We start from the raw sequence: 17,739 nt of genomic DNA on the forward strand, positions 1-17,739 counted from the left end.
CATCCACGCGGCCTGGGTGGGGGCTAGCTGCGTTTCGGGCCTTTCTTGCGAAAGGCGATCCATGCGGCCACGGCCGTGAAGCCTGCCACCAGGGAGACGACGATCCAGAAGCCGTGCTTGTGCTCGGCCAGCGGAATGCCGCCCACGTTCATGCCGAACAGGCCGGCCAGGATGTTGATCGGCAGCGCCAGCACGGTGACGATGGTCAGCACGAACAGGCTGCGGTTGTTGTCCTCGTTCACGCTGGCGGCAATTTCCTCCTGCAGCAGCTTGATGCGCTCCTGCAGCCCTTGCATGTCGCGCAGCACCACCGAGAATTCTTCGGTCGAGCCACGCAGTTCCTGTACGTCGTCCTCGGCCATCCAGGCCGGCGGATGCTGCAGCAGCCGGAACAGCGCCGCAGGCTCGGGTGCCAGCAGGCGCTGCAGGCGCACCAGCAGCCGGCGCAGCACGCCCAGGCGGGCGCGTTCGTGGTCCAGGCGTTGCGCCAGCAGTTCGTCCTCGATCTCGTCCACGCGGGCGGTCACGCCGCGCACGATGCCCACCAGCCCGTCGGCCTGGGTGCGCATGAGCTGTTCGAGCAGCACCACGGGCGAGCGTGGCAGCTCGCCGCGCCGCACGGCCGTACGCAACGCGTCGACCGAACGCAGCGGCTGCGCGCGCGCTGTGACCACCAGCCGCGGCCCGACGCCGATCCAGAGCGTGGCGATGTCCGATGGCTCGAAACCGAAGTCGAAATGCACGTCGTTCACCACGGCGATCAGGTGCTCCTCGTCGCGCTCGATGCGAGTGGAATGCGAGCCGTCCTTGAGCGCTTCGAAAAAGGCGTCGGGCAGCTCGGCATGGCGCACCAGCCAGCGCTCGGCCTGGGCATGGCTCAGGTTGAAGTGCAGCCAGACAAACGCATCGCCCGCGTCCGTGGGGCTGGCAAGCCAGGCAGCGGCCTCGGCGGAGTCGATGGCGCGCGCGCCCTCTGTCGCAGAACTGTCAAAAAGGTAGCCGCAAATCAGGCCCGCTTCGTCGCCACCGTAGAGGGGGCTCATGGCGCCAGCCGGGGGCGTGGTCATCGCGTGGAAATGGGGTCGGGTATCGGGATGCCGATCCTGACGCAAGAATGTGACAGCCGCATGTCAAGGGGTGGCGTCTGTCATGCGCACGTCATGTCGGCCCGCCAGCATGCGGGTAACCACCTTTCCCGCTTCGAGCGCCATTTTCATGATGCTGCCCCCCATGCAACCCGACCACGACGAACTCATGCAGCGCATTGCGCGCGATCTGATCGACAGTTACGACGAGGAGCTCGAGTTGGAAATCGAAGACCGCCATGTCGACGAAGCCGGTGCGCCGGCGAGTGTCGACAAGGCAGCGCGTGCGGCCTATTTCCGCGAACTGTTCCGCCTGCAGGGCGAACTCGTCGAACTGCAGGACTGGGTGCAGCACAGCAAGCAGAAGGTCGTGATCCTCTTCGAAGGGCGCGATGCCGCCGGCAAGGGCGGCGTCATCAAGCGCATTACCCAGCGGCTCAACCCGCGCGTGGCACGCGTGGCGGCGCTGCCGGCGCCCAACGACCGCGAGCGCACGCAGTGGTACTTCCAGCGCTACATCGCCCACCTCCCGGCTGCTGGCGAAATGGTGCTGTTCGACCGCAGCTGGTACAACCGCGCCGGCGTCGAAAAGGTCATGGGCTTTTGCACCGACGACGAGTACGAGGAGTTCTTTCGCAGCGTGCCCGAGTTCGAGAAGATGCTGGTGCGATCGGGCATCAAGCTCATCAAGTACTGGTTCTCCATCACCGACGATGAGCAGCACCTGCGCTTCCTCGGCCGCATCCACGACCCGCTCAAGCAGTGGAAGCTCAGCCCGATGGACCTGGAAAGCCGCCGCCGCTGGGAGGAATACACCCGTGCCAAAGAGGTCATGCTCGAGCGCACGCACATCCCCGAGGCGCCCTGGTGGATCGTGCAGGCGGTCGATAAGAAGAAGGCGCGTCTGAACTGCATCGCCCACCTGCTCGAGCAATTGCCCTACCAGGACGTCCCGCACCCGCCCGTCGAGTTGCCCGCACGCGTGCGCAACCCTGACTACCTGCGCCAGCCAGTGCCTGAGAACATGTACGTGCCCGAGCGCTACTGAGGCAATTTCTCAGGCGTATCGCGGCACGCGGCGCGGAAACTGCTACCGTGCGCCCATGGCCCGCCGTTCCACCACCTCCGCGCTGACGCGTGCCTACGCGCGCAACCTGCGCGTGCTCACCAATGCGACGCTGGGCGCCGGCAAGCGCGTCGCGGCGAAGATGCAGCAGGCGGCGGTCCAGCAGAACAAGCCGCCACCCGGGCCGGGCGAGTGGCTGGCCGGCATGGCGGTCGGCCCGGCCGGGGCGCGGCGCTATCACCTGTACCGGCCGCCCGGCCTGAAGCTGGCCCAGGGCGAGAAGCTGCCCCTGCTGGTCATGCTGCACGGCTGCGGCCAGACCGGCCGCGACCTCGCCGAGAGCTCGCGCATGAACCGCCTTGCCACGCGCGAGCGCTTCCTCGTGCTCTACCCCGAGCAGGACCGCATGGTGAATCCGCACGGTTGCTGGAACTGGTACGACACCCGTTCCGGCAAGGCCCGCGCCGAGGCGACCACGCTGATGGCTGCGATCGACCAGGTCTGTCTCTTCCATCCGGTGGACCGCGACCGCATCGCCGTCGCCGGGCTCTCGGCTGGTGCGAGCATGGCGGTGCTGATGGCCACCCACTTTCCCGGCCGCTTCAAGGCCGTGGCGATGCATTCGGGTGTCGCACCCGGCGCGGCGCAGTCGTCGGCCACCGCGCTGGGCGCGATGCGCGGCAGGCGTGCGCCGGTGGTGCCAGTCACGGCCGTCGGCAAGGCCATGGGCGCGGCCGCAGTGGGAGCCAGTCTTCCGCCGCTGCTGGTGCTGCATGGCGATGCCGACAGCGTGGTTACCGCAGGCAATGCCACCGACACCGCCGCGGTGTGGGCGACCGCCACCGGCGCGCGGCCTGGCGCGCCGCGCATGCTGCAGCGCGGCCAGCGTCGGCCGATGCGCGTCACCGACTTCACGCGCGACGGACGCACCCGCGTGCGGCTTTGCGAGATCGGCGGCCTGGGCCATGCGTGGAGCGGCGGCACCTTGCGGCAGGCCTTCAGCGACCCGGCGGGGCCGGACGCTTCGAAGCTGATCTGGGCGTTCGTGTCGAAGCAGTTTCAGGACGCATGAACGTCACGCTTCGCCAGCTCAGGTACTTCGTCGAAATCGCGCGCAGCCGCAGTTTCTCGCGTGCGTCCGAGCACCTGAACATCGCGCAGCCGGCGCTGAGCCAGAATATCTCGGCGCTGGAAGAAGACCTGGGCAGAAGCTTGTTCGACCGCCGTCCGCGCGGCGTCGAGCTCACCGCCGCGGGACATCGCTTGTTGGCCAGCGCAATGGAACTGCTGGCGCGTGCCGATGGACTCAAGGGCGACCTCGAAGGCGGCGAAGCGCGCCCAGCCGGCGCGGTGCGTTTGTGGGTGGCAGGCTCGCTCGCGGGGACGTTGGTCGCGCCGCTGTTCAAGGCTGTAGCGGCGCAGTGTCCTGGCGTCGAGCTCACGGTGCGCGAAGGGCTGTCGTTCGAGGCGCCTGCGCTGGTTGAATCGGGGCAAGCGCATCTGGCCGTGATGCCCAGCCCGTCGGAACTGCAGGGAATGGAATCGCTGCCTATCTTCGAAGAGCGCTTCATGCTCTTCGGCGCGCATGCCCTCATGCGCCGCAAGCCGGACGAGATCGCTTTTTCCGATGTCGTGGACTTGCCGCTGGCCGAGCCCGACCGCGCGCACGACCTGCGCAAGATCATCGAGCGCGCAGCCAATGCCATCGACCGGCGACTCGATGTGCGCTACGAACTCAACAGCCCCGCCATGCTTGTTGGCGTGGTGAAAGAAGGGCTCGCCTTCTCGATCATGCCTCCCAGCGCATGCCGTGAGGCCGTCGCGGCAAGGGCCATTGCGGGGCGGCCCGTGGTGGGCCCTGAACTCTCGCGCGTGCAGGCCGTGGTGTGGCCGCGCGACCGGGCCTTGACGGCAGCGGCGTCGGTGGTGCGCGACATGCTCGTCAAGCTGATCCGCGAAATGGTGCAGGACGGCCGCCTCGAAGGACGCCTGATCGGCTCGACCCATAAGAAAAAATGATCTCGTGCCATCCGTAGACGGTATTGGATTTGTCCAGCCCGCGCGATCACAGTCTTTCCAAAGGGCATGCCCACAGGCCCTCACCGGAGACAAAAAATGGCACAGAAGAACGTCGTGGTCATCATGTCCGATGAACACGATCCACGAATGATGGGTTGCTCAGGGCATCCTTTCGTCCAAACTCCCAACCTCGACGCGCTTGCCGCGCGCGGCGTGCGCTTCACCAGCGCTTACACGCCCAGCCCCATCTGCGTGCCGGCGCGCGCGGCCTTCGCCACGGGACAACGCGTGCATCAGCTGCGCCTGTGGGACAACGCGATGCCCTACACGGGAGAGCAACGCGGCTGGGGCCATGTGTTGCAGCAGCACGGCGTGCGCGTCGAAAGCATCGGCAAGCTGCACTACCGCAACGAAGAAGACCCGGCCGGTTTCGACGCCGAGCATCTGCCGATGCACGTCGTCGGTGGGCACGGCATGGTGTGGGCTTCGATCCGCAACCCGTACCGCCCACGCCCCGACGGCCCGCGCATGCTGGGCGAGCGCATCGGCCCGGGCGAGTCTTCCTACACGCAGTACGACCGCGCTGTGACGCAACGCGCCGTCGAGTGGCTGCAGGACGCCGGAACACGCAAGAGCGAAGCTGAAAGCGAGAGCTTCGTGCTCTACGTCGGCCTCGTCGCGCCACACTTTCCGCTCGTCGTTCCCGAAGCGTTCTACAAGCTCTATCCGACCGACAAGATGCCCGAGCCCAAGCTCACGGCGGCCAGCGGCTACCAGCGCCACCCGTGGGTGCAGGCGTACTGCGACTTCATGGGCTCGGACGAGAAATTCGTCGATGAAGCCGAGCGCCTGCGCGCCTTCTCGGCCTACTATGGCTTGTGCACCTGGCTCGACCACAACGTCGGACAGATCCTCGGTGCGCTAAGTGCTGCCGGCCTGGACGACACGACGCAAGTGATCTACACCTCGGACCACGGCGACAACCTGGGTGCACGCGGCGTGTGGGGCAAGTCGACGCTGTACGAAGAGAGCGCGAAGGTACCCATGCTGATCGCCGGCCCCGGCATCGCGCCTTCGGTCTGCGAGACGCCGGTCGACCTGCTCGACCTGTTCCCGACCATCCTGCTGGGGGCTGGCATCGATCCGGCGCCCGAGATGGGCGACCGGCCCGGTCGCGCATTGACCGACTTGGCCACATCGGCGCCTGACCTGGAGCGCCCGATCCTCAGCGAATACCACGCAGCCGGCAGCAACTCCGGCGGTTTCATGTTGCGCAAGGGGCGGTGGAAGTACCACTTCTACGTGGGTTTCGCGCCCGAGCTGTTCGATCTGCAGAACGATCCTGAGGAACTGAACGATCTGGCCGCCAGCCCCGCGCATGCGGATGTGATCGCGAAGCTGCACGCGGCCCTGCTTGCCATCTGCGATCCCCTGGCTGTGGATGCCCAGGCACATGCCGACCAGGCCGCACTGATCGAACACCATGGTGGCCCCGAAGCGGCGCACAAGCTCGGCTCGTCCACCTCGACGCCCGTCAAGCTCCCCGCTGCGGCCTGAGCCCGTGGACGCGCGTTTTCTCAACGATTGGAGCGGTGTCGCCGCGGGCACGCCAAGCGAAGTCCATCGGCCGACGAACACCGACGAGGTCGCTGCCATCGTGCGCCGCTGCCAGGTGCAGAACCAGCGCATCACCGTGCAGGGCGGCATGACAGGCCTTGCCGGTGGCGCGGTGCCGGGCGACGGGGACGTAGTGATCAACCTGGAACGCATGAACCGCGTCGAGGAGGTCGACGCGCTCGAAGGGGTGATGCTTGTGCAGGCCGGCGCCACGCTCCAGCAGGTGCAGGAGGCCGCGGCGCAGCACGGCTGGATGTTCCCGCTCGACCTCGGCGCGCGCGGCAGCTGCCAGGTCGGCGGCAATGCCGCCACCAATGCGGGCGGCATTCGCGTGATCCGCTACGGCACCATGCGCGATGCGGTGCTCGGCGTGGAGGCCGTGCTGGCCGACGGAACCGTCGTCTCGTCGCTGTCGCGGCTGGTGAAGAACAGCACGGGCTTCGATCCGCGCTTTCTTTTCATCGGCACCGAAGGGACGTTGGGCATCATCACGCGGCTCACGTTGCGGCTGCAGCCGCCGATGGGCGAGCTGTCGACGGCCTGGGTGACGGCCTCGCGCTTCGAGGCGCTGCCGGAACTGCTGCGCGGGCTCAAGTTGCGGCTCGGTCCGTCGCTGTGCGCCTTTGAGTTCATGTCGGGCGCTTTCGTGTCACTGGCCGCTCCGCTGTCTGGCCAGGAGCCGCCGGCCGCCGCGTCGATGCCTTGGCATGTGCTGATCGAAGCCTCGGGCGCGCCCAACCGGTCGGCCGATGAAGAACTGCATGCGGCGCTGGCCGATGCGATGGAGGCGGGCCATATCGACGACTGCGCACTGGCGAGCACCATCGCGCACCGGCAGGCTTTCTGGCGCCTGCGTGAGTCCATCCCCGAGGTGCTCACGCACCTGAAGCCAACAGCCGCGCTCGACATTGGCATGCCGTGGACGCAGACCGCCGACTATATGAAAGAGGTCGGTGCAGCGCTCGCCTTGGCGCAGCCCGACGCGCAGCACCTGTTCCTCGGCCACCTGGGCGACCACAACCTGCACCTGATCAGTGGCCCGGTCGACGCACAGGGCTTGCATGCGGTGGACGAGATCGCCTATCGCGCACTGCGGGGCCGCCACGGCACCATCAGTGCCGAGCACGGCGTGGGCCGCCTGAAGAAGCCTTACCTTCACATGACGCGCTCGCCTGGCGAGATCGAACTCATGCGGCGCCTCAAGCAGGCGATGGACCCGGCGCAGAGACTGAACCCGGGCCGGATATTCGACGACGATAAAAACGGAGACACACGATGCAACGCAGAACCGCGCTCGCCACCCTAGGCGCCTCGATGCTGGGCGCCATGGCACCCGCATGGGCGCAGGGCTTTCCTAACGCAGCCGTCAAGCTGATCGTGCCGTATTCGGCCGGCGGTGGTGCGGACGCCGTGGCGCGGCTGCTTGCGCTGGGCATGGGAGAGGAACTCAAGCAGGGGGTGATCGTCGACAACCGCGCGGGCGCAGGCGGCATGGTCGGGGCCGAGGCCGTGGCCAAGGCAGCGCCCGACGGCTACACCGTGCTCTTCGCGGGCAATCCCGAACTCACCATCGTGCCGTGGCTGCATCCGAAATTGTCCTATGCGCCGCTGACCGATTTCACACCCCTGGTGTTGGTGTCCCAGTCGCCGAACGTGCTGGTGGCGAATGCATCGCTGTCGGCGAAGACATTGCGTGCCGCGCTGGAGACCGCGCGCAAGGCGCCCGGCGGCATCACCATCGGCACGCCGGGCAACGGTACGCCCCAACATATTGCGGTGGAACTGCTCAAGCAGCAGTCGGGCATGGACATCGTGCATGTGCCCTACAAAGGGGCGAGCCCGGCCACAGTGGCTGCACTGGGCGGTGAGGTGTCGTTCGCACTCGTCGGCGCGCCGCCGTTGTTACCGCACCTGGCTTCCGGCAAACTCGTCCCGTTGGCCGTGACGCAACCGAAGCGCTCGCCCCTTCTGCCCGAGGTGCCCACGTTGGGCGAAGCCATCGGCCTGATGCGAGACGACGACTTCGTGGCCTGGTATGGGGTGCTGGTGCCTTCACGCACGCCGCCCGAGACCGCAAAGCAGCTCGAAAAAGCAGCATTCGCGGTTCTGAAACGCTCCGACACTCAGGCCAAGCTCGCTTCGCTCGGCACTGACCTCGTCGCGTTGCCCACAGACAAGTTTTCAGAGCGCATGCGCAATGAAAGCAAGCGCTACTCGGAGATCATCCATCGTTTCGGCATTAAAGCGGCCTGAAGCGGCAGGGGGCGCACGGCTTCCTGGACATGGGGCCGGGCCGTGGAGAGGTCCGGCTTCGCAGTCACCGCGTTATGGGGCAAAGTCGAACAGATGAGTTTCTCCCCCACTGATATCACCTACTTCCTCGAAGTGGCGCGCCAGAGTCATGTCGGCCGTGCGGCCGATGCCGTGGGCGTGACGCAGCCCGCGGTCTCCAAGGCAATTCGACGGCTGGAAGACGCCGTCGGCGTTGCGCTGTTCGAGCGTGGCGCGCACGGCGCTCGCCTCACCGCCGAGGGCCAGCTCTTCCTCGAATCGGCGCGGCGCTTCGACGCCGAGCACATCGAGCTGATGCGTTCCGCCACCGAGCTGCGCGCGCAGCATGCGGGCCTCTTGCGCGTGGGCCTGACCAATGCGGCCAGCGACGGCCCCGCCGTGCGCGTGCTGTCGGACATGGTCCGCCGTCGGCCCGGTCTGCGCCTGGCGATGGTCATCGGCAAGTCCGATGCGCTCAACGATGCGGTGGCGAAGGCCGAGCTCGACGTGGCTGTCGTGCCGTCCTATCCGGGCATCTCCTTGAGCTGCGACCAGTTGGCGCTGAGCGAGGACACGGTGCGCGTCGCTGCACGTATCGACCATCCGCTCGCGCGGCGGACCGCGCTGGCGCCGGCCGACCTGGCTGATTGCGCCTGGGCCATGCCGAGCCGTCAGAGCGCCGCGCGCCGCCTGGTGACGCAGATCTTCGAGCAGGCCGGCGCACCCGCGCCGCGCGTCACGCTGGAGGCCGACTACATGTCGGACGCCGCGATGGGGCTGATCGCCAGCACCGATCTGCTGGGCCTGGTGCCAGCCTCGGTGATGCGCGCCTGGCGCGGCCGCGTCGAAGCGTTGCCCTTGCCGATGCTCGAACTGCGGCGCACGCTGGTGCTGCTCACCCGGCCGCAGGCCCGATGGTCACCGCTGATGGCGGCCTTCCGCGACCAATTGCTGGCGGACAGCGCGCCGCCTGCTGCGGCCATCCCCCGCTGATCCCGGCGAGGGGCACGGCGCGTTGCCGCGCATTCCTGTTCGTTATCGGATTCTCTATCGCAGGGAATGGCGTCTGGCACCGGTCTGGCTAGATTGAAGCGACCTACAGCTTCAGCGAGAACTGACCGTGAATCCACCCAACATCGTCCTCATCGTTGCCGACAACCTCGGCTGGGGCGAACTCGGCTGCTACGGCGGCGGCGCGCTTCGCGGCGCACCCACGCCGCGCATCGACGCACTGGCCCGCCAGGGCCTGCTGCTGCAGAACTTCAATGTCGAGAGCGACTGCGTGCCGACCCGGTCCGCGCTGATGAGCGGGCGGCATCCCATCCGCACCGGTTGCCTGCAGTCGGTGCCGCCGGGCCTGCCGCAGGGCCTCACGCGCTGGGAGGTGACGCTCGCCGAACTGCTGTCGGCGCAGGGCTATGCCACGGCGCACTTCGGCAAGTGGCACCTCGGTGATATCGAGGGCCGTTATCCGTCGGACCGCGGCTTCGACGAGTGGTATGGCATCCCGCGCACCACCGACGAAAGCCAGTTCACCTCGACGGTCGGCTTCGATCCGTCGGTCGCCGACATCCCGCACATCATGCGCGGGCGTCGGGGCGAGCCGTCGGAGATCGTGAAGGTCTACGACCTCGACAGCCGCCGCGGCATCGATGCCGAACTCGTCGAACACTCGCAGGCCTTCATGCAGCGCCACCATGCAGCGCGCAAGCCTTTTTTCCTGTACCTGCCGCTGGTGCACCTGCACTTTCCGACTTTGCCGCATCCGGACTTCGCGGGGCGCACCGGCGCGGGCGACTTCGCGGATTCGATGGTCGAGATGGACCACCGCGTCGGCCAGATCGTCGACGAGGTCGAGCGGCTCGGCATTGCCGACGACACGCTCTTCATCTTTTGCAGCGACAACGGACCGGAGTTCCGTGCGCCGTACCGCGGCACCGCAGGTCCCTGGCGGGGCACGTACCACACCGCGATGGAAGGCAGCCTGCGCGTGCCGTTCATCGCGCGCTGGCCGGGCAAGATCGAGCCCGGCCGCATCAGCAACGAAATGGTGCACGTGACCGACCTCTTCACCACGCTGGCGGCCGTGGCCGGCGCACCGCTACCGGACGACCGCCCCATCGATGGCGTGGACCAGCGCGCCTTCCTCTTCGGCGAAGAAGAGAAGTCGGCGCGTGAGGGCTTTCTTTTCTACATCAAGAACGACCTGCGTGCGGTGAAATGGCGCGACTGGAAGCTGCACTTCTACTGGGAGCCGGAGGTGAACGAGGGCAAGGGCAAGCTCGAGTCGCCCTATCTTTTCAACATCACGCGCGACCCCAAGGAAGAGACCGACGTCCTGGTCTTCAACACCTGGGTGCTCGGCCCCGTCCTGCGCATGGTGCAGGCCTTCAACCAGAGTTGCCAGCAGTTTCCGAACACGCCGCCGGGCAAGGCCGATTGAGTGCACGCCATTGGTTTCCCCGGTCCGCGTTGCTCTGATAGGCACGCTCATTCCCTGTCCTGCATCCTTGGAGTTCCTATGTCTTCCCAATCTTCTTCTCGTCGGCGCCTTGCATTGACCTTGATGGCGTGGTCGACGGCCTTCGTGCTGCCGCTGTCCAGCCATGCCGCGGGCGACCCGGCCGCGTGGCCGAATGCGAAACCGATCACCTGGATCGTCGGCTTCCCGCCGGGTGGCACGGTGGATGTGTTGACCCGTATCGCCGCGCGCAAGCTGGCCGAGAAGACCGGGCAGTCCGTGGTCGTGGACAACCGGCCTGGCGCGTCAGGGGCACTGGGATTGCAGGCGGCTGCCAAGGCGGCGCCCGATGGCTACACGCTGATCACGGTGCCGGGCCCGATCCTGCATGCCGCTCAGCCGCCAGAGCTCGGCAAGGAGCTGGTGGCCATCGCGACCCTGGCGCAGGGGCCGATGGTGCTGGTCAGTGGCCTCGCGAATCCGCCGGCCAACGTGGCCGAGCTGGTCAAGGCGATGCAAAAGGACCCGAAGGCCTGGAGCTACGCCAGCTCGGGCACCGGCACCTCGCAGCATCTTGCCGGTGAACTGTTCAATGTGACGGCTGGGACCGCCATGACGCACATCCCGTACAAGGGCGGCGGCCAAGCGGTGGTCGACGTGGTCGGCGGGCAGGTGCCGCTCGCCATGCTGGGCGTGACGCCGGTGCTGCCGCACATCAAGTCCGGCAAGCTCAAGGCCTATGCCGTGACGACGACCTACCGCATTGAAAGCCTGCCGGACGTGCCGACGATGCAGGAGGCCGGCCTCAAAGGCTACGACGCCGCGCAGTGGTACGTGGTTGGCGCGCCCAAGGGCCTGCCGGCCGAGCAGGCTGCGCGCTTGAACGCCTGGCTCAACGAGATCGGCGCGTCCGCGGACATGAAGCCTGCGCTTGTCACCAGCGGCTCGGTTGCCGGCAAGGGCAGCGCCAAGGATGCACAGGACTTCGTCGCGGCCGACACCCGCAAGTGGAAGGAACTGGCGAAGAAGTCGAAGCTCGACCTCGAATGACTTGGCGATGCCCCATACGCCACCCGGCGTATTGGTCGGCACCGCTGTAGTCCGGACACTCTCTCCATCGTCGGCAAACAGGCTGGCGAACGGTTCTTAAACACCCAGGAGAAGAGTCACATGCAACGTCGTTTCACCCTCAAGGCGCTGACAGCCAGCGTCGCGCTCGCCGCCCTCGGCACGGCTCCCGCCTTTGCCGCCGACACCATCAAGGTCGGTGTGCTGCACTCGCTGTCGGGCACGATGGCGATCTCCGAAACCGTGCTCAAGGACACGGTGCTGATGGCCATCGAGGACATCAACAAGAAGGGCGGCGTGATGGGCAAGCAGCTCGAACCCGTGATCGTCGACCCGGCCTCCAACTGGCCGCTGTTTGCCGAGAAGACCAAGCAGCTGCTCGGCCAGGACAAGGTGGCGGTGATCTTCGGTTGCTGGACGTCGGTGTCGCGCAAGTCGGTGCTGCCGGTGGTCGAGGAAATGAACGGCCTGCTGTTTTACCCGGTGCAGTACGAGGGTGAAGAGCTGTCGAAGAACGTGTTCTACACGGGTGCGGCACCCAACCAGCAGGCCATTCCGGCTGTCGACTACCTGATGAGCAAGGAAGGCGGCGGCGCCAAGCGCTGGGTGCTGCTGGGCACCGACTATGTGTACCCGCGCACCACCAACAAGATCCTGCGCGCCTACTTGAAGAGCAAGGGCGTGAAGGACACCGACATCGACGAGAAGTACACCCCCTTCGGCCACAGCGATTACCAGACCATCGTCGCCGACATCAAGAAGTTCTCGGCCGGCGGCAAGACGGCGGTGGTGTCGACCATCAACGGCGACTCCAACGTGCCCTTCTACAAGGAACTGGGCAACGCCGGCCTGAAGGCCAAGGACGTGCCGGTCGTTGCCTTCTCGGTGGGTGAAGAAGAGCTGCGCGGCGTGGACACCAAGCCGCTGGTGGGCCACCTGGCCGCATGGAACTACTTCATGTCGATCAAGAACCCGACCAACACCGCTTTCATCAAGCAGTGGAGCGACTACGCCAAGGCCAACAAGATCCCTGGCCACATGGACAAGCCACTGACCAACGACCCGATGGAAGCCACCTGGATCGGCATCCACATGTGGAAGCAGGCCGTCGAGAAGGCCAAGTCGACCGACACCGACAAGGTGATCGCCGCCATGGCCGGCCAGACCTTCAACGCACCGTCGGGCATCGTCTCGAAGATGGACGAGAAGAACCACCACCTGCACAAGAGCGTGTTCATCGGCGAGATCAAGGCCGACGGCCAATTCAACGTGGTGTGGAAGACGCCGGGCCCGGTCAAGGCCAAGCCGTGGAGCCCGTACATCGAAGGCAACGACAAGAAGCCCGACCAGCCTGCCGGCAAGTCGATGTAAGTTGGCTCGCCCCCCGGATGCGGCGCACTGCGTGTCGCCTCCTCCCACCCCCTACCGGGGGCAACACCTGCGGCCCGGCGAAGCCGGTTCCGCGGTGTTCCTGGTTCAGCCCATAGAGAGATTGCTGTGCAGTTACACATGCGCTTCCTTCATGCGTGCGCGGCGGTTTCGCTTGCGCTTGCCGCGGTTTCGTCCGCGCACGCGCTGAGCTCCGAAGAAGCCCGCGCCATCGCCTCGGGCGACACCGAGGCCCGCATCGCCGCGCTCGACAAGGCGGTGCTTACCGCCGACGAGAAGACGGCGGCCTTCATTCAGGCGATGGCCGACGACGCGGTCAAGTACACCGCGGACAAGGTCTTCGTCATCAAGGACGACAAGGGTTATGACCCGGTCACCGGCATCGAGCTGAAGGTGCCCGACGACGCCGAGGATGTCGTCAACAACAACCTGATGCGCGGTGCCTTCGACGCCGCGCAGGCCGTGCTGCGGCTCACCAGCAAGGACGACAAGGTGCGTGCCGAAGCGGCGCAGGGCCTGCTCAAGGAGCCCAGCGAATCGCGCCTGCCGGCGGTGGAAAAGGCACTGGCCGCCGAGACGGATCCGTCGATCAAGGCCCAGCTCGAACTGGTGCGTGCCGCATCGATGCTCAACAGCGCAGACGCCGCCAAACGCATTGCGGCGGCCAAGGCTTTGGGCGAGCGCAAGAGCCCCGACACCAAACTTCTGCTCAATCAGCGGCTGGCCGACGAGACCGATGCCGGCGTGAAGACCGCGATTCTGGCTTCGGTGGCGAGCATCGACGGTGCGCTGGTCTGGGGCGATCGCATCAACGCGATCTTCAGCGGCATCAGCCTGGGCTCGGTGCTGCTGCTGGCCGCACTCGGCCTGGCCATCACCTATGGGCTGATGGGTGTGATCAACATGGCGCATGGCGAGCTGATGATGATCGGCGCCTATGCCACCTACGTCATGCAGACGCTGTTCCAGAAGTACCTGCCGGAGGCTGCCTTCGGTTGGTACCTGGTGGCTGCCATCCCCGTGTCCTTCATGGCGTCTGCGCTGGTCGGTGCCGTGCTCGAACGCGGCGTGATCCGCTTCCTGTACGGCCGGCCGCTGGAAACGCTGCTCGCGACCTGGGGCATCAGCCTGATGCTTCAACAACTGGTGCGCACGCTCTTTGGCGCGCAGAACGTCGGCGTGGAGAACCCCGGCTGGATGAGCGGCGGCTTCACCATGCTGAGCAACGTGACGCTGCCCTGGAACCGCATCGGCATCGTCGTCTTCGCGGTGCTGGTGCTGCTGGCGATGGGTTGGCTCATCGGCCGCACGCGGCTCGGCCTGTTCGTGCGTGGTGTGACGCAGAACCGGCCCATCGCCTCGTGCATGGGCGTGAACACCGCGCGCATCGATACCTACGCCTTCGCGCTGGGCTCAGGCATTGCCGGCCTGGCGGGCTGCGCGCTGAGCCAGATCGGCAACGTCGGCCCCGACCTCGGCCAGAGCTACATCGTCGACTCGTTCATGGTGGTGGTGATGGGTGGCGTCGGCCAGCTCGCTGGCACCGTCTACGCCGCGATGGGGCTTGGCATCCTGAACAAGTTCATCGAAGGCTGGGCCGGCGCGGTGCTCGCGAAGATCGCGGTGCTGGTCTTCATCATCATCTTCATCCAGAAGCGGCCGCAGGGCATCTTCGCGATGAAGGGCCGGAGCGCAGAAGCATGAGCAAGGTTGTTCTTCCCACCAAGGGTCCATTGCTGACTGGCAAGGGCTGGACCGTCTTTTTCGTCGCGCTGATCGTCGTGTGCGCCGTGGCGCCCATGCTCAACCTGCTGGTGCCGCGCGAGAGCATGTTCTACATGAGCGACTATGCGGTGGCGCTGGTCGGCAAGATCATGTGCTACGCCATCTGCGCGCTGGCCATGGACCTGATCTGGGGCTACACCGGCATTCTGTCGCTCGGCCACGGCATGTTCTTCGCGCTGGGCGGCTACATGATGGGCATGTACCTCATGCGCCAGATCGGCCGCGACGGCAACTACAAGAGCGACCTGCCGGACTTCATGGTGTTCCTCGACTGGAAGACGCTGCCCTGGCACTGGACCTTCAGCGACAGTTTCGTCATGACCTTGATCCTGATCGTCGTGGTACCCGGCCTGATCGCCTTCGTGTTCGGCTTCTTCGCCTTCCGTTCGCGCATCAAGGGCGTGTACTTCTCGATCATCACGCAGGCCATGACTTTCGCCGCAATGCTGCTGTTCTTCCGCAACGAGACAGGCTTCGGCGGCAACAACGGCTTCACCGACTTCAAGCGCATCCTCGGCATCCCGATCGCGACGCAGGAGATGCGCATGACGCTGTTCGCGCTCACCGGCGCAACGCTGCTGGGCTTCTTCCTGTTCAGCAAGTGGCTCATCGGCAGCAAGTTCGGACGGGTGCTGCAGGCCATCCGCGACGCGGAGACGCGCGTGATGTTCTCGGGCTACAACCCGCTGCCGTACAAGCTCACGATCTGGGTCATCTCTGCCATCATGTGCGGCGTGGCCGGCGCGCTGTATGTGCCGCAGGTCGGCATCATCAACCCGAGCGAGATGAGCGCGGCCAACTCGATCGAGATCGCGGTGTGGGCCGCCGTCGGCGGGCGCGCAACGCTCATTGGCCCGATCATCGGCGCCTTCATCGTCAACGGCGCGAAGAGCTGGCTGACGGTGGCCTACCCCGAGTACTGGCTCTACTTTTTGGGCGCGCTGTTCATCGCCGTCACGCTGTTCTTGCCGAACGGCATCGTCGGGCTGGTGCGCAAGTGGCGGTCGAAGGGCAAGAACACGTTGAGCGATGGTCGCCTGGAAGCCCAGCGCGCGCTGGCCGCATCCGAAGGCGTGGAACCGAGCGCTCTGCCACCGATCGCTGTCGAGCCGAAGGGAGCCCGCGCATGACCCCCGACCTGATGGAATCCGGCGCCCAGCGCACGGCGCGTGCCCACGGCCTGCCGTACCCCGGCGGCAGCACCGAATCCGGTGGCCGTGCCGCCGACTTCGGCCGGCATGCGACGCCAGGCGAAGTCGACATCACGCACGGTCGCATCCTCTACCTGGAGGACGTGTGCGTGAGCTTCGACGGCTTCAAGGCGATCAACAAGCTCAGCCTGGACATCGCGCCCGGCGAGCTGCGCTGCATCATCGGCCCGAACGGCGCCGGCAAGACCACGATGATGGACATCATCACCGGCAAGACACGGCCTGACAGCGGCACCGTGTTCTTCGGCAGCACCATCGACCTGCTGCGCCACAAGGAAGCCGAGATCGCCCAACTGGGCATCGGCCGCAAGTTCCAGAAGCCGACCGTGTTCGAGCAACTCACCGTGTTCGAGAACCTCGAGCTCGCCCTGAAGACCGACAAGGGCGTGAAGCGCTCGATGCTGTTCAAGCTCGATTCGGCGCAGAGCGACCGGCTGGCCGAGATCATCGAGACGATTCACCTGGCCGACAGCGTGTCGCGCATGGCAGGCAACCTGAGCCACGGCCAGAAGCAGTGGCTGGAGATCGGCATGCTGCTGATGCAGGACCCGAAGCTGCTGCTGCTCGACGAACCCGTGGCCGGCATGACCGACGAGGAAACGGCGCGGACGGCGGAACTGTTCCTTACGCTGAAGGGCAAGCACTCGCTGATGGTGGTGGAGCACGACATGAGCTTCATCCGCACGATCTCGGAGATCGTGACGGTGCTGTGCGACGGCTCTGTTCTGGCGCAAGGCACGTTGGATGAGGTGCAGGCGGATGAGCGGGTGATCGAGGTTTATCTTGGGCGTTGAATTGCGCCACCCCAAGCCCGGCAGGCGGTGCGGGCCGGGCGATCCCCTCTGCGCCGCTGAGGAGTGCAGCCTGTCGCGGACCAGGGCTCGCGATTGTCTGAGCGCAGCGAGTTTGAGCGAGACCCCGCGAAAGGCGAGCACCGCAAGGCAGCCCGAAGGGCCGGCGCAGTGGGGTCGTCTGGCCCGTGCCGCCTGCCGGGCGCCCACCCACGGGACGCAAAACCCAAGCTGACCAAGGAACAAAGAATGCTCACAGTCAAGAACATCCACCAGTACTACGGCGGCTCCCACATCCTGCGCGACGTGAGCTTCACCGCCACGCTCGGCAAGGTCACCGTGCTGCTCGGCCGCAACGGCGTCGGCAAGACCACGCTGCTCAAGTCGCTGATGGGCCTGGTGCCGATCAAGAGCGGCAGCATCGAATTCGACGGCCAGCCGATCCAGAAGCAGACGCCCTACGAGCGTGCCCGCGCCGGCATGGGCTTCGTGCCGCAGGGCCGCGAGATCTTCGCGCGGCTGACGGTGGAGGAGAACCTGCGCATGGGCCTGGCGTACAAGAGCGGCAGCACGCCGATTCCGGCCGAGCTGTTCGAGCTGTTCCCGATCCTCAAACAGTTCATGAACCGCCGCGGCGGCGATCTTTCCGGCGGGCAGCAGCAGCAGCTGGCCATCGCCCGCGCGCTTGCGCCCAAGCCCAAGCTGCTGATCCTCGACGAGCCGACCGAAGGCATCCAGCCGAGCATCATCAAGGACATCGGCCGTGTCATCCGCATGCTGGCCGACCGCGGCGACATGGCGATCGTGCTGTGCGAGCAGTACTACGACTTCGCGCAGGAGCTGGCCGACGACTACCTCGTGATGGAGCGTGGCGAAGTCATCGCGCGCGGCCTGGGCAAGGACATGGAAGCCAACGGCGTCCGGCAGCTCGTCGCCATCTGATCGTCGGCTGGCAGGCCTGTCCGGGGCGGTGCAT

General features: G+C 66.3%; 15 protein-coding genes. 14 read left to right on the top strand and 1 reads right to left on the bottom strand.

Annotated features, from left to right (window positions below; translation table 11 throughout):
- Window positions 1-23: 23 nt before the first annotated feature.
- Complete coding sequence (locus J2W36_RS00795) at window positions 24-1,043, bottom strand: transporter (protein ID WP_307687750.1); 1,020 nt, start codon at window positions 1,041-1,043, stop codon at window positions 24-26.
- 175 nt (window positions 1,044-1,218) lie between these two features.
- Between J2W36_RS00795 and ppk2 the strand changes: the two genes are divergently transcribed.
- The 14 genes from ppk2 (at window position 1,219) to urtE (ending at window position 17,705) form a co-directional block, all read left to right on the top strand.
- Window positions 1,219-2,133 (top strand): polyphosphate kinase 2, encoded by a 915-nt coding sequence (gene ppk2 / locus J2W36_RS00800; RefSeq protein WP_307688019.1) that lies wholly within the window; start codon window positions 1,219-1,221, stop codon window positions 2,131-2,133.
- 55 nt (window positions 2,134-2,188) lie between these two features.
- The gene (locus J2W36_RS00805) at window positions 2,189-3,223 is read left to right on the top strand and encodes an extracellular catalytic domain type 1 short-chain-length polyhydroxyalkanoate depolymerase (RefSeq protein WP_307687751.1); all 1,035 of its coding nucleotides are present in this window, start codon (window positions 2,189-2,191) and stop codon (window positions 3,221-3,223) included.
- Entirely contained in the window at window positions 3,220-4,170 is a 951-nt protein-coding gene (locus tag J2W36_RS00810; RefSeq protein WP_307687752.1) for a LysR family transcriptional regulator, read from the top strand. Before J2W36_RS00805 ends, J2W36_RS00810 begins: the two co-directional genes overlap by 4 nt.
- A 96-nt stretch (window positions 4,171-4,266) precedes the next feature.
- Window positions 4,267-5,727 carry a sulfatase family protein gene (locus J2W36_RS00815; protein ID WP_307687753.1) on the top strand — a complete coding sequence of 487 codons (1,461 nt, stop codon included), beginning with the start codon at window positions 4,267-4,269 and terminating at the stop codon, window positions 5,725-5,727.
- Between the two features lie 4 nt (window positions 5,728-5,731).
- The gene (locus J2W36_RS00820) at window positions 5,732-7,093 is read left to right on the top strand and encodes an FAD-binding oxidoreductase (RefSeq protein ID WP_307687754.1); all 1,362 of its coding nucleotides are present in this window, start codon (window positions 5,732-5,734) and stop codon (window positions 7,091-7,093) included.
- Window positions 7,063-8,040, top strand: coding sequence for a Bug family tripartite tricarboxylate transporter substrate binding protein (locus J2W36_RS00825; RefSeq protein ID WP_307687755.1), 978 nt, complete (start codon window positions 7,063-7,065; stop codon window positions 8,038-8,040). The genes J2W36_RS00820 and J2W36_RS00825 overlap by 31 nt, the downstream gene beginning before the upstream one ends.
- A 93-nt stretch (window positions 8,041-8,133) precedes the next feature.
- Window positions 8,134-9,051: a LysR family transcriptional regulator gene (locus tag J2W36_RS00830; RefSeq protein ID WP_307687756.1), complete on the top strand. Its 918-nt coding sequence runs from the start codon at window positions 8,134-8,136 to the stop codon at window positions 9,049-9,051.
- Window positions 9,052-9,178: 127 nt separating this feature from the next.
- A complete protein-coding gene (locus J2W36_RS00835; RefSeq protein WP_307687757.1) occupies window positions 9,179-10,501 on the top strand; it encodes an arylsulfatase in 1,323 nt (440 codons plus the stop codon).
- Window positions 10,502-10,579: 78 nt separating this feature from the next.
- Window positions 10,580-11,569, top strand: a complete 990-nt coding sequence (locus tag J2W36_RS00840) for a Bug family tripartite tricarboxylate transporter substrate binding protein (RefSeq protein ID WP_307687758.1) — start codon at window positions 10,580-10,582, stop codon at window positions 11,567-11,569.
- 120 nt (window positions 11,570-11,689) lie between these two features.
- Complete coding sequence (urtA, locus tag J2W36_RS00845) at window positions 11,690-12,958, top strand: urea ABC transporter substrate-binding protein (RefSeq protein ID WP_307687759.1); 1,269 nt, start codon at window positions 11,690-11,692, stop codon at window positions 12,956-12,958.
- Between the two features lie 138 nt (window positions 12,959-13,096).
- On the top strand, window positions 13,097-14,680 hold the full coding sequence (gene urtB, locus J2W36_RS00850) for an urea ABC transporter permease subunit UrtB (RefSeq protein WP_307687760.1): 1,584 nt from the start codon (window positions 13,097-13,099) through the stop codon (window positions 14,678-14,680).
- Window positions 14,677-15,891, top strand: a complete 1,215-nt coding sequence (gene urtC, locus J2W36_RS00855; protein ID WP_307687761.1) for an urea ABC transporter permease subunit UrtC — start codon at window positions 14,677-14,679, stop codon at window positions 15,889-15,891. The genes urtB and urtC overlap by 4 nt, the downstream gene beginning before the upstream one ends.
- A complete protein-coding gene (gene urtD / locus J2W36_RS00860) occupies window positions 15,888-16,766 on the top strand; it encodes an urea ABC transporter ATP-binding protein UrtD (RefSeq protein ID WP_307687762.1) in 879 nt (292 codons plus the stop codon). The genes urtC and urtD overlap by 4 nt, the downstream gene beginning before the upstream one ends.
- A gap of 246 nt (window positions 16,767-17,012) precedes the next feature.
- Window positions 17,013-17,705, top strand: a complete 693-nt coding sequence (gene urtE / locus J2W36_RS00865) for an urea ABC transporter ATP-binding subunit UrtE (RefSeq protein ID WP_307687763.1) — start codon at window positions 17,013-17,015, stop codon at window positions 17,703-17,705.
- The last annotated feature ends 34 nt before the right edge of the window (window positions 17,706-17,739 follow it).

Origin of the sequence: Variovorax ginsengisoli (genome assembly GCF_030811835.1) — a bacterium.
Lineage (GTDB): Bacteria > Pseudomonadota > Gammaproteobacteria > Burkholderiales > Burkholderiaceae_C > Variovorax > Variovorax ginsengisoli_C.